This is a genomic window from Streptomyces sp. XY431 (assembly GCF_001279805.1).
GTDB lineage: Bacteria > Actinomycetota > Actinomycetes > Streptomycetales > Streptomycetaceae > Kitasatospora > Kitasatospora purpeofusca.
The window spans coordinates 37416-48624 of sequence record NZ_LGDO01000475.1; the positions used below are offsets into that span (position 1 = coordinate 37416).

The 11209-nt window shown below is 74.8% G+C and carries 14 protein-coding genes and 1 pseudogene; 3 read left to right on the top strand and 12 right to left on the bottom strand.

Annotated elements, in window-relative coordinates; all coding sequences use genetic code 11:
* Positions 1-14: 14 nt before the first annotated feature.
* The gene (locus ADK60_RS30090; RefSeq protein WP_053650128.1) at positions 15-899 is read left to right on the top strand and encodes an alpha/beta fold hydrolase; all 885 of its coding nucleotides are present in this window, start codon (positions 15-17) and stop codon (positions 897-899) included.
* A gap of 21 nt (positions 900-920) precedes the next feature.
* On the opposite strand, the gene ADK60_RS30095 is transcribed toward ADK60_RS30090, so the two are convergent.
* From ADK60_RS30095 to ADK60_RS30140, 11 genes are all read right to left on the bottom strand, one after another.
* Positions 921-1745 (bottom strand): aminoglycoside adenylyltransferase family protein, encoded by an 825-nt coding sequence (locus ADK60_RS30095; RefSeq protein WP_053650131.1) that lies wholly within the window; start codon positions 1743-1745, stop codon positions 921-923.
* Positions 1746-1801: 56 nt separating this feature from the next.
* Entirely contained in the window at positions 1802-2065 is a 264-nt protein-coding gene (locus ADK60_RS30100) for a hypothetical protein (RefSeq protein WP_053650132.1), read from the bottom strand.
* Between the two features lie 84 nt (positions 2066-2149).
* Entirely contained in the window at positions 2150-2305 is a 156-nt protein-coding gene (locus tag ADK60_RS45955) for a DUF6131 family protein (RefSeq protein ID WP_199839791.1), read from the bottom strand.
* Between the two features lie 160 nt (positions 2306-2465).
* Positions 2466-2765 carry a WhiB family transcriptional regulator gene (locus ADK60_RS30105; protein ID WP_045943875.1) on the bottom strand — a complete coding sequence of 100 codons (300 nt, stop codon included), beginning with the start codon at positions 2763-2765 and terminating at the stop codon, positions 2466-2468.
* 86 nt (positions 2766-2851) lie between these two features.
* Complete coding sequence (locus ADK60_RS30110; protein ID WP_053650134.1) at positions 2852-3250, bottom strand: SsgA family sporulation/cell division regulator; 399 nt, start codon at positions 3248-3250, stop codon at positions 2852-2854.
* A 171-nt stretch (positions 3251-3421) separates the two neighbouring features.
* On the bottom strand, positions 3422-3904 hold the full coding sequence (locus tag ADK60_RS30115) for an ATP-binding protein (RefSeq protein ID WP_079008801.1): 483 nt from the start codon (positions 3902-3904) through the stop codon (positions 3422-3424).
* A gap of 190 nt (positions 3905-4094) precedes the next feature.
* Complete coding sequence (locus ADK60_RS30120; RefSeq protein ID WP_052709604.1) at positions 4095-4493, bottom strand: STAS domain-containing protein; 399 nt, start codon at positions 4491-4493, stop codon at positions 4095-4097.
* A 117-nt stretch (positions 4494-4610) separates the two neighbouring features.
* Positions 4611-5576 (bottom strand): SigB/SigF/SigG family RNA polymerase sigma factor, encoded by a 966-nt coding sequence (locus ADK60_RS30125; protein ID WP_053650136.1) that lies wholly within the window; start codon positions 5574-5576, stop codon positions 4611-4613.
* 118 nt (positions 5577-5694) lie between these two features.
* Positions 5695-6198 carry a YfbM family protein gene (locus tag ADK60_RS30130; protein WP_053650138.1) on the bottom strand — a complete coding sequence of 168 codons (504 nt, stop codon included), beginning with the start codon at positions 6196-6198 and terminating at the stop codon, positions 5695-5697.
* A 116-nt stretch (positions 6199-6314) separates the two neighbouring features.
* The gene (locus ADK60_RS30135; RefSeq protein WP_053650156.1) at positions 6315-7187 is read right to left on the bottom strand and encodes an SMP-30/gluconolactonase/LRE family protein; all 873 of its coding nucleotides are present in this window, start codon (positions 7185-7187) and stop codon (positions 6315-6317) included.
* Positions 7188-7279: 92 nt separating this feature from the next.
* The gene (locus ADK60_RS30140; RefSeq protein WP_053650158.1) at positions 7280-8044 is read right to left on the bottom strand and encodes an SDR family NAD(P)-dependent oxidoreductase; all 765 of its coding nucleotides are present in this window, start codon (positions 8042-8044) and stop codon (positions 7280-7282) included.
* Between the two features lie 381 nt (positions 8045-8425).
* On the opposite strand from ADK60_RS30140, the gene ADK60_RS30145 reads away from it, so the two are divergent.
* Entirely contained in the window at positions 8426-10414 is a 1989-nt protein-coding gene (locus ADK60_RS30145; protein ID WP_107094753.1) for a glycoside hydrolase family 5 protein, read from the top strand.
* 73 nt (positions 10415-10487) lie between these two features.
* Here the strand turns inward: ADK60_RS30145 and ADK60_RS45960 are convergent, their stop codons facing one another.
* Entirely contained in the window at positions 10488-10748 is a 261-nt protein-coding gene (locus ADK60_RS45960; protein WP_199839792.1) for a hypothetical protein, read from the bottom strand.
* Positions 10749-10977: 229 nt separating this feature from the next.
* On the opposite strand from ADK60_RS45960, the pseudogene ADK60_RS47080 reads away from it, so the two are divergent.
* Positions 10978-11209, top strand: a pseudogene (locus tag ADK60_RS47080) (hypothetical protein); the annotation flags it as partial.

Here is an 11209-nt window from a genome sequence, read left to right on the forward strand (position 1 = left end):
GCAGGCTGTCCGGCATGAAGACCTTCACCTCGTACGACGGCACCGAGCTCGCCTTCCGCACTGTCGGCGACGGCCCGCCGCTGCTGGTCCTGCCCGGCGGGCCCGGCCGCGCCGCCGCCTACCTCGGCGACCTCGGCGGCCTCGCCGCGACCCGCACGCTGATCCTGCCCGACACCCGCGGCACCGGCGCCTCCGCGACCCCCGCCGACCCGGGCACCTTCCGCGTCGACCGGCTGGTCGAGGACGTCGAGGCGCTGCGCCGTCACCTCGGCCTGGAGCGCGTCGACCTGCTGGGCCACTCCGCCGGGGGCGGCCTCGGCCTCCTGTACGCCGCCGAGCACCCCGACCGGCTGACCCGCCTGGTCCTGGTCACCCCGTCCTTCGCCGCCGTCGGCGCGGCCTCCGACCTGGGCGCGGAGCAGGTGATCGCCGCCCGCGCCGCCGAACCCTGGCACGCCGAGGCCGTGGCCGCCTACCGGCGGGTGAAGTCCGCCCGGAGCTTCGCCGAGGCCGCCCCGCACCGACTGGCCTTCGAACCCCTGATGTACGGCCGCTGGGACGACGCGGCCCGGGCCCACGCCGCCGCCGACCCGGCGCAGCGCTCGCTGGCCGTCAGCGAGAACTACTACGCCGGCTACACACCCGACACCGAGCGGCTGCGGCAGCGACTGGGCGCCCTGCCCTGCCCCGTCCTGCTGCTGGCCGGCGAACTCGACCCGTGGCCCACCGCGGCCTCCGTGGGCGCCGCGGCCCCGCTGTTCCCGGACGTGACGCTCGCCGTCCAGCCCGGGGGCGGCCACTACCCGTGGCTGGACGACCCGGCGGCCTTCGCGGCGACGGTGGAGGACTTCCTGCGCGGCACGGCCGACACCGGGGCGGCGGCGCAGGGCTCCCGCTGACGGCGGGGTGTGGGGCACGCCTCAGCGCGGCCCGTTCCGGGGGCTCAGCCGGTCGATCTCGGCGAGCACCCGGTCCGCGTGCGGGCGCACCCGCGACCGCAGTTCCCCGCTCCAGCTCTCCTCGGAGTAGCGGCAGTCGAGGTAGAGCCGCCTGGCGTGGGCCAGCACGGGGCGGTGCTCGGGCGGGAGCCGGGCGAGGGCCCAGTCGGCGGCGGTGTCCTTCGAGCTGATCCGGCCGGTGGCGAGCGTGCTCCAGATCCGGGCGAGGGTGAGCAGCACGTTCCGGGTGTCGCCCTCCAGGTCGTCGAGCAGGCCGGGGAGGCCCGCCACGCTCGCCCGGACCAGGTCGGTGTGCGGAACGGGGTCGAGGACCCGGGCCGGGGGCGGACCGGCGAGGGGGCGGTCACCGGCCAGGGCCATCGTGATCAGCAGCGCCAGGTCGGGCATCGGCTCCGGCCGGGGGACGCTTCCGGCCTCGTAGTCGGCGCGCAGCCACTCGCCGTACAGGAAGTCGCAGACCGGCGGGTAGCGCCAGGGCCGGACGTCGGACTGCACCACCACGGCGAGTTCGACCGGGCGCGCGCCGTCCTCGTCCCTGCCCGCGGTGCCGTCCCCGTCCCCGTCCGCAGTGCTGTCCCCGGCTCCGGGGCCGGAGATCCCGAGCAGGCCCCCGAGCAGCGCCGACCGCTCGCGCCCCGTCGGCGACCGCCGGGCGACCAGCAGGACGTCCAGGTCACTGGCCGGTCGGAGGCCGCCGAGCACGGCGGACCCGTGGAGGTAGACCCCGACGACGTCCCGGCCCAGTACGCCCTCCGCGAGTGCCACGATCCGCTGCAACTGGTTCACCGCGCCAGTCTCCCCCGCCGTCCGGTCCGGCGGGGTCCATTCCGGTCCGGCGGCCGTCAGGACGACCGCAGCGCCCGCTCGCACTCCCGGCAGCGCTGCTCGGCGAGGGCGGGCGGGTACCAGGGCTCACCCAGGGCCGCCCGGAAGTGGGCGTGCTCCATGCCTGCCGTGTCCCGCCCGCACAGGGTGCTCGGCAGCGGGTCCTCCGGCACGTCGGGGTCCGACCCGGCCGCGTGCACACCCAGCACGGCGGGCTCCACCCCGTCCGGGCCGAGCAGCTGCCCGGGGTCCAACTCGTAGAGGACGACGATCGAGGCCATGGCACGAGGATCGGCCGCCCGGCGCCGCCGGACACCCCGGGTGGGCTGTTCGTGGGCGGCGGCCGGCAGCCGTCGGTGGCCGCATCAGTAGTAGTGGCGGCGTCCGCCGACCGCGTGGCCGAGGGCGCCGGCGATCAGCAGCACGACGCCGACGAGGAGGAGGACGATACCGATGGTCCACAGGATCGAGACTCCTGTGACAAATCCGATGATGAGCAGAATGACGCCGAGGACGATCACGGAAGCCTCCCGGTGGGTTCGGGCGGGCGGGGCCGCGGGGGCCGTGTGACCTGCCGCTCTTCGGCCGCGCCCCTGGGCTGCGTCTACCACCCGCCCCGCGGGGCAAACCCGCTCGGCCCGGGGAGCCGCGCAGCGGGCGCGCCCCGGGCGCCCGGCCGCGCTACGCGGGCCGGGCGCCCGTCTCGGCGAACTCGGTGAACAGCACACGGCGCTCCCCCTCGGTCAGACCGCCCCACACGCCGTACGGCTCACGGGTCGCGAGCGCGTAGCGGCGGCACTGCACACGGACGGGGCAGCGGGCGCAGACCGACTTCGCGTTCTGCTCGCGTTCCTTGGCGGCGGTGCCGCGCTCGTTGGCGGGGTGGAAGAAGACACTGCTGTCGACACCGCGGCACGCTCCCTGCAACTGCCAGCTCCACTGCTGCTCGATGGGTCCGGGGAGACGGGACAGGTCGGTCATGGCGGTCCTTTCCTGACGGATCGGTCGTTTCGTCCGCTCGTCTAACCCCGATGCCCCGGTTCATGCCCTTGTTCATGCGCTTGTGCTCAGGCGGACAGCAGCCGGTGCAGCCAGCCGTCCCAGTCGATCCGGGCCGACTCCGAGCCCATCGGCACGGAGCGGCCGGTCGCGGTGAGGAACCGCGCGAGCGGCCGGGTCGGGGTGTCGAGGAGCGCGACACCGTCCTGGCCGCCCAGCGCGATGAGGACGTGCCGGCCGGTGGCGCTGGGCTCGATGTGGACGTCCCCGTCCCCCGCCGGCCCGCGCAGCCCGGCGGCCAGCAGGTCCCGTGCCAGGACCCAGACCGTCTCCTCGCCGCCGCCGAAATCCAGCCGGACCGCGTAGGGGTCTCCGGCCTCGTACCGGCACTCGACGGCCAGGTCACGGCCCCGGTCCTCGCCGGTGATCAGACGCATCGTCAGGTGTGCCGCCACCGCTTCCGACATCGGCCTCGCCCCCGTCCTTCCTGTGCCCGACTCTGTCGGCCCCCGTGTGCCCCGGACGGGCGGAATCATGCGTCGGTGTGGCGGAAGTGCGGCGGGCGCGCGCGGATGGGCGCGCGCGGGCGCAGGTGGGCATGGGTGGGCGCGGGCGTGGGTGGGCGCGGGTGGGCGCGCTCAGCGAGTCCCGAGCAGCCGAGGGATGCCGACCTCGGCCCAGATCGTCTTGCCCTGGCTGTGCGGCTCGGCGCCCCAGCGGTCCGCGGTCCGCTGCACGATGAACAGGCCGTGGCCGCCGGGCAGGGCCGGGTTGTGCGGTCGGCGCAGCTCGGGCATCGCGGGGCTGCGGTCACTGACCTCGACCCGCAGCCGCACCTCGGTGACGTGCAGGACCAGCTCCAGCGGACCGTCCCCGTGCAGCATCGCGTTGGCGACGAGCTCGGCGACCAGCAGCACGAGGTCGTCGGCGGCGCCGTCACCGCCGCCGGGCGCGGGCGCGGTCGGGAACCACTCTCCGAGCGCCCGGGCGGTGAAGGTCCTGGCGTGGGCGACCGGTTTGGGGAGTCCGGCCAGGGTCAGCCGCCTGCGTTGACCACCGACGGGTACCTCGGGACCGGCCCGGTGCGGGTCGCCGTCCAGGGTTCCGCGGCTCATCGTCATGTGAGGGCGCCCTTTCGGATCGACGGCGATCTGTCGCGTGGTCGGTTTCCCGGCAGTCCCGGAATTATGCCCGTTCCGGGGGCGACGGGGGTACGCATCCGGGAGCGAAGGCGCGGGAACGGCCGAAGGCGGACGTCCGGCCGCGCGCGGGGCAACGGGCGGCCACGGGCGACGGCCGTCCGCGCCCGGCTCAACCGGCCAGTGCCCCGGCCACCGAGTCGTGGATCGAGAACACCACCCGGGCGCCGGTCAGGTCGAGCACCCGCATGACGGTGGGCGGCACGGCGGCGAGCCGCAGCGCCAGCCCGCCCTGCTCGGCCGCGATCCGGGTTCTGAGCAGTACGTTCAGGCCGGAGGAGTCGCAGAAGCCCACCCCGCTGAGGTCGATCACCACCGCCTCGGGGCGCTGCGCGACGAGCGCGTCGAGCGTTTCGGCGGCCGGCTCCAGGGTCTCGATGTCGAGATCGCCGACGAGGATGCAGAGCATCGCACCGCCGGGCCCGCAGCGGGTCTCCACCACCAGGCCGGGACGGTACGGAGGGACCGCCGCCAGCGTGGTGTCCCCCGGGTCGTTGTCGGATGGCATCATCGTCGTCCCCTCCGTGTCCGTGCCCTCCGACGATACGGAGGCCGCGCCGGTCGGCCAAGTGAAGGGTTTGTGGTCAAGGAGCCGCCACGCTCTCGGACTCCGCGCCGGACGGCACCCTCAGACGTCCTCCAGGCCGTCGCGCAGCTGTCCGAGCGTGCGGGCGAGGAGCCGGGAGACGTGCATCTGGGACAGGCCGAGCCGGGCGCCGATCTGGGACTGGGTGAGGTCCTCGCAGAAGCGCATCGACAGGATGCGGCGCTCGCGTTCCGGCAGGGCGGCTATCAGGGGCTTCAGCGTGACCAGGTCCTCGACCAGGGCGAGGTCGTGGTCGTCGGTGCCGAACTGCTCACCGAGCGGCCCGGGGCCGTCGCCGCCCTCGGGGCCGCCGCCGTCGAGCGAACCGGCGGTGTGGCCGTTGGCGGCGGTCAGGCCCTCGACTACCTCGTCCGGGGTGAGCGAGAGGTGCTCGGCGAGTTCGGCCACGGTCGGGGCGCGGTCCAGGCGCTGGGCGAGGCGCTCCTGCGCCCGGGCGAGCGCGATCCGCAGCTCCTGGAGGCGGCGGGGCACGTGGACGGCCCAGGTGGTGTCGCGGAAGTGCCGCCGGATCTCGCCGAGCACGGTCGGCATGGCGAAGGTGGTGAACTCCACACCGAGCGAGGGGTCGAACCGGTCGATGGCCTTGATCAGGCCGACGGCGCCGACCTGGAGCAGGTCCTCCTTGGGCTCGCGGTGCGCGTCGAAGCGCCGGATCGCGAACCGCACCAGGGAGAGGTTCATCTCCACCAGGGTGGTGCGGACGTACGAGTACTCCCTGGTCCCCTCCTCCAGCTCGGCCAGTCGGCACAGCAGTTGCCGGGTGAGGTCACGGGCGTCCGCGGGCGCGACCTCGCGCGGGTCGTCGACCGCCGCGAGCTCGGGCGGCAGGAGGTCCCGCAGGCCGGGGCCGGCGGCGGTGCCTGTGCCGGGGCCGGGGGTGCGGCCGGGGCCGGCGGCGCCGGGAGCGTTTGCGGGCGCCGCAGGTCCGAAGGGGTCCGCCGTCGGGGCAGCGGCGGAAACGAGCAGTTCACCGGTGGGGGCCACCATGGGAGTCCTTCCGTCGTGTCGACACGGTCCTGGCCCGGTACCCCGGATCGGCGGAAGGATGCGGCCACCCCGCGTGGAGATTCGGTGAACCGGGCTGGAGCGGTCGCCCAGGGCGTCGTCACTCGATCCAGACCAGGACGCCGTGCCGGCGGGTCGCCACCGCGCCGAGGAAGTCGGCCAGGGCGCGGTACTCGGCCGTCACCAGGTGCAGCGCGTCCTCGGAGTTCCACAGCCCGTGCGGGTAGATCCGGGCCTCGGCGAGGTCGGCGGCGGCGATCCCCTCCGTCAGTCGGCCCGGGTCCAGCTCCGCGAAGATCCCGGCGGCGAGGCGGACCCGCTCGGGGGTGATCAGGCACGGCGGGCCGTAGCCCCAGTCCTCGGCGCCGGGCAGCTCCGCCTCGCCGTACACGACGTCGACCGGGAACTCCCGGCGGCGCAGCAGGAAGTCGAGTGCCTGCCAGGCCCGGCCGGTGCCGTGCAGGCGCGCCCACGCCCCGCCGGACCGGCCGTCCTGCGCCCCCTCGTCCAGCTCCTCCACGAACTCCCGGGCCCACTCCGGATCCTGCTCCGCCCGCTCCAACTCCCCGGCGCTCAGCCGGAGATACCTCCCGATCATGCTCATGGCCGCAGCCTAGGACGGGGCACCGACAGCGGGCCCCGGCCAGGTCGGGTCGGGGCAGGCGTCGGGTCGGGGCAGGGGTCGGGCCCCGGCCACGTCGGCTCGGCTCGGCTCGGCTGTCAGCGCGGGCGGTAGGCGGCGGCCGCCGGGGCGGCGGCGTCGACGGGGACGGCGAGCACGGCACCGGACGCGGGCGGCGCGCCGGGGAGGCCCAACCGGGCGGTGGTGACGAGGAGGCGGCCGCCGGTCGGCCGGAGGCAGACGGAGGTGGGCTGCGGCGCCGGCAGCGGGACGACGGCCGAGAGGGTGCCGTCGGGCTCGTAGCAGTGGACGGCGGCGCTCCCCCAGACCGCCACCCAGAGCCGGCCCTCGGTGTCGACCGTCATGCCGTCGGGGGATCCGCCGTCGGTGATCCGGGCGAACTCCACCATGTCCAGCGGGTTGCCGTCGGCGTCGAGGGTGCAGCGGTGGATGACGCCCGCGGTGCTGTCGGCGACGTGGAGCAGCCGGCCGTCGGCACTGAAGGCGGGGCCGTTGACGATGGTCAGTCCGGTGAGGACGCGGTGGACGGTGCCGTCGTGGTCGGTGCGGTAGAGCGAACCGGCGCCCGGGGTCGCGTCGTACGCCATGCTGCCGGCCCAGAAGCGGCCCTGGGGGTCGCAGACGCCGTCGTTCATCCGCGCGGGGGTGGCGGCGTCCTCCTCCGGGCGGGCCAGCCACTCGGTGGAGCCGTCCGGGCCGAGCAGGGCGATGCCGGTGCCCGCCGCGGCGATCCAGTGCCCGGGGCGGCCCTCGACCGGGGCCACCGCGCCCAACGGCACGTCCAGGCGGAGGAGTTCGCGCGGCGTGCCGGGCGCGGTGCCGGAGACTTCGAGGAGCCGGCCGGCGAGGATGTCGGTGAAGACCAGTCGGCCGTCCACCCAGCGGGCGCCCTCCCCCAGATCGTGGGTGCCGGGGGCCCAGACGACGGGCTGCTGGTCCTGGTCGGGCATGGTGGTCGTTCCGTTCTGCGAGGTCCGGACGGGGCGGGAGAAGCGGTCAGGGCGGTCAGGGTCGTCGAACCGGTCAGGGCGGTCCGGCCGGCTCACGCCGAGTCCTTGAGCACGGACCAGCCGCCGTCCACCACCAGGGTCGCCCCGGTGATGTACGAGGCGTCGGCGGAGGCGAGGAAGGCCACCGCGGCGGCCACCTCCTCCGGGGTGCCGAAGCGCTTGGCGACGGTCCCGGCGATGCTGTCGGCCCGCGCCGCCGCGTCCACCCGGTCCCAGGCCGGGGTGAGGATCGGCCCCGGCAGCACGGTGTTCACCCGGACCTGCGGCCCGTACTCGACGGCCAGTTGGCGGCCGAGGGCGCACAGCGCGCCCTTCGCGGCCGCGTAGGCGGGGTGCCCGGGCAGGCCGACCAGGGCGTGCACCGAGGAGGTCAGCACCAGCGAGCCCCCGCTCGCGGCCAGGTCGCCGACGAGGGCGCGCACCGCCAGCCAGGACGCCTTGAGCGTGACCGCGAGCTGGCCGTCCCACTCCTCCTCGGCGAGTTCGTGCGCGGGTTTGACGACCACGGCGTAGGCGTTGCTGTGCAGGACGTCGAGCCGTCCGTGGCGGTCGCGGACGTGGTCGGCGAGTTCGCTCCACATGGCGGCGGAGGTCACGTCGCCGTGCCGGTACTCGGCCCGGCCGCCCGCGCGGGTGATCGACCAGGCCAGGTCCTCCCCGGCCTCGTCGGCGATGTCGACGGCGATCACCGCCGCGCCCTCGGCCGCCAGCCGCCGGGCCGTGGCCGCGCCGATGCCGCCGGCGGCGCCGGTGACGAGGGCGACGCGGCCCTCGAATCTTCCCCAGGTGTCCGCCACGGCCTCACCGTAGTCCGCGCGACCGGCGCTGAGAAGATCCGCACCGGCCCCGGCCCCGTCCGCACCGGTGACCGCGCGCCACCACCCGCCGCGCACCACCCACCGTCGGCCGTACACGTACCGATCGCCGCACGCCGTTCGCCGGACAGCTCGGCTTCCGCCACCGGGAGTTGTCCATACATCCTCGCCGCCACTGCTAGCCTCCGGCCCGACCGTCGGCACGGGCCCGCCCGGGCGGCCGCCCGCCTCCCGGCACCCGTGCCCGCCGTCCGATCCACCGGGCCACTGCGGAGTCCCGGCCGGGCGGACGGGGCATGAATGGTTGTCACACCCGCGGTTGTCACATCCATGCCAGACCAACCCTCACCCACCGGGATGACCATGAACACATTCGCGCGCCGCGCGCTGGCGGCGGGGGCCGCCCTGCTCGCCTGCGTCGCCATGACGGCGGGGACCGGCACCGCCGCCGGAGCCGCCGGAGCCGCCGAAACCGTCGGAGCCGTCGGAGCCGTCGGAACCACTGCCTCCGGTGCGGCCGGGGCGGCACCGGCGGTACTCGACGGACCGGCCCTGGCCGCCTCCTGGACCGGCCCGCTCAGCACCCGGGGCCGCTACATCGTCGACGCCTCCGGCGCCCGCTTCAAGCTCAGGTCCGGCAACTGGGCCGGCGCCCAGGGCACCTGGCAGGGCAGCGGGCCGACCACCGACCCGGCCAACAACCAGGCCGGACAGGTCTCCTACAACCTGCCGCTCGGCCTGGACCGGGCCCCGATCGCCGACATCCTGGGCGGCTTCCACCGCCTCGGCATCAACAGCATCCGGCTGCCCTTCGCCAACGCCCTGCTCCACGACCGGAGCACGGTGCCGGACGTCGCCGTCACGGCCAACCCGCAACTGCGCGGGAAGACCCCGCTCCAGGTGTTCGACGCGGTCGTGTCGGCGCTGACCGCCGACGGCTTCGCGGTGATCCTCAACAACCACACCACCAGCTACCGGTTCTGCTGCGGGCTGGACGGCAACGAGCGGTGGAACAGCGGGCAGTCCACCCAGCAGTGGATCGACGACTGGGTCTTCCTCGCCGACCGGTACAAGGACAACAAGCGCGTGGTCGGCGCCGACCTGCGCAACGAGGTCCGCCGCGACACCTGGGACAACCCCAACTGGGGCCTGGGCGACAGCCACGACCAGTACGCCGCGTTCGAGGAGGCCGGGAACCGGATCCTGCGGACCGCCCCCGACCTGCTCGTCATCATGGAGGGCATCAACTGGTACGGGATACCGGCCGCCGGGTTCAGCCACGGCCGGCCGCAGCTGACCCCGGTCCGCAACCTCTCCAACGCCCTGATCGACTCGGGCAAGCTGGTCTACTCGGCGCACTTCTACGGCTACACCGGCCCGGCCAACACCGGCGCGGCGAGCGGCTCCGCGGGCTCCACGAGCGACCCGCGCTACCAGGACTTCACCCCGGCGCAGCTGGCGCAGGTCGTCAATGACGAGGCCCTGTTCGTCACCCAGTCCGGCCAGCACTTCACCGCGCCGGTGTGGATCAGCGAGTTCGGCGCCGGCGGCCGGGGCTCGACCGACGCCAAGGAGCAGGCCTGGTTCGACAACTTCACCCGGATCCTGGCCGCGAACGACACCGACTTCGCCGTCTGGCCGCTGGTCGGCTGGCACACCAACGGCGTGCCGAACGACAGTTGGGCGCTGCTCGACTTCGACACCGCCGGCCGCCCGCTCAGCCTGGAGGACCCGGGCGACTGGCGCGCGCCGTACTGGAACCGGCTGATCAACGCGCCCTCGTACACCGGCCAGGTCGCCCCCACCCCGCACTGGGGCCTGCTCGACCTCGACCACGCCGACCTCGACCTCTCCCGGCGGATGCTCGCCCGGCCGGACTGGAGCCCGGGCAACCGCAAGGGCAACTGCCCCGACGGCCAGCGGCTGGTCGGCCTCGCCCGCAGTGACGGCCGCGGCCTGTGCACCGACGCCGGGCAGCCCGCGACCGGCGCCGGCGACTGGGTGACCGTCACCGACGAACGCTATGTGACCCACGGCGACTGGGCCTCCGGCTACAACAAGCTCCAGTGCCCGGACGGCACCTTCGCCGTCGGCTACAGCGTGAGCTCCAACGCGATGTCGGCCCTGCTCTGCGCGCCCGCGACCGCCGCCCTGCCGACCGCCGACCGGACCCTGTGGTTCGACCACGGCGACAACCGCCCCGCCACCGGCGGCTCCTCCGGCAGCGACTGGGCCCCGGGCTACTACAAGGGGCAGTGCGGCGACAACGAGTACTTCGCCGGGGTCGCCTTCACCTGGCGGTGGCTGCACTACGGCGTCCCGGACGCGGTGCTCTGCCGCCCGCTGGCCTGACGCACCATCAGGGACGGTTCGCCGGACGACAGCTGTCCGGCGAACCGTCCCGCCGGCGGCGGGCACGTCCGGGTCACCGCCCGCGGCCGTCGCGGAACACGACCGTGATCAGCGCGGCCAGCGCCCCCGCGAACACCTGCGCCGGGTCCGTCGCGGCGTCGCCCGCGGTCGGCCCTGCCGTGAGGGTCCTGCCGCCGTCCGGGGCGGCGATCATCAGCGCCCCGTAGCCGCCCGGGGCACCGCCGTTGTGGTGGACGACGGCGCCGTGCTCCGGACCGAGGTCCGGACGCTCGATGCAACGACCGATTTCACCGTTCGTTGCAATGGATTGCAACGAAGGCACCCGGGGCGAGCCGGGGACGGGCCCGCCCGATGTTGCGGTTCGATCGCAATGGCCGGCGACCCGAGGGTCGCCGGCCACCATCGCTGTCAAGGTTGAGTTTCAACGACTGTGTCAGGGGGGCGCTTTGAGCGAGTCTGATCTTGCTGCGACCATTGTCGGACTCATGACGGACACGGCATCGGGAATCGCGGGAACCGCAGGCCGGGCGATGGGGGAGGCCGTGGGAGAGCTGGTCCGGCGCCGGCTGTCCTCGCAGCCGGACGGCCTGGCCGCGGTGGAGGCTTTCGACGCTGAGCCTCAGGAACCCGCCGCACAGGCTGAGTTGTGCCGGGTCCTGGTCCATGCCCTGTCCACCGAGGCGCCGTTCGCAGTCGAGCTCACGGCGCTCCTCCCGGTCCCGGCTCCGGCGGTGCCACCCGCCCCGGCCCACCCTCCGGCCCCGCCCGCCCCGC

Bases quoted from the DNA above. Each gene is read 5' to 3' on its own strand.
- ADK60_RS30090 (WP_053650128.1), top strand. From the start codon at position 15: ATGAAGACCTTCACCTCGTACGACGGCACCGAGCTCGCCTTCCGCACT.
- ADK60_RS30100 (WP_053650132.1), bottom strand. From the start codon at position 2,065: ATGGCCTCGATCGTCGTCCTCTACGAGTTGGACCCCGGGCAGCTGCTC.
- ADK60_RS30105 (WP_045943875.1), bottom strand. From the start codon at position 2,765: ATGACCGACCTGTCCCGTCTCCCCGGACCCATCGAGCAGCAGTGGAGC.
- ADK60_RS30110 (WP_053650134.1), bottom strand. From the start codon at position 3,250: ATGTCGGAAGCGGTGGCGGCACACCTGACGATGCGTCTGATCACCGGC.
- ADK60_RS30115 (WP_079008801.1), bottom strand. From the start codon at position 3,904: ATGACGATGAGCCGCGGAACCCTGGACGGCGACCCGCACCGGGCCGGT.
- ADK60_RS30120 (WP_052709604.1), bottom strand. From the start codon at position 4,493: ATGATGCCATCCGACAACGACCCGGGGGACACCACGCTGGCGGCGGTC.
- ADK60_RS30125 (WP_053650136.1), bottom strand. From the start codon at position 5,576: ATGGTGGCCCCCACCGGTGAACTGCTCGTTTCCGCCGCTGCCCCGACG.
- ADK60_RS30130 (WP_053650138.1), bottom strand. From the start codon at position 6,198: ATGAGCATGATCGGGAGGTATCTCCGGCTGAGCGCCGGGGAGTTGGAG.
- ADK60_RS30135 (WP_053650156.1), bottom strand. From the start codon at position 7,187: ATGCCCGACCAGGACCAGCAGCCCGTCGTCTGGGCCCCCGGCACCCAC.
- ADK60_RS30145 (WP_107094753.1), top strand. From the start codon at position 8,426: ATGAACACATTCGCGCGCCGCGCGCTGGCGGCGGGGGCCGCCCTGCTC.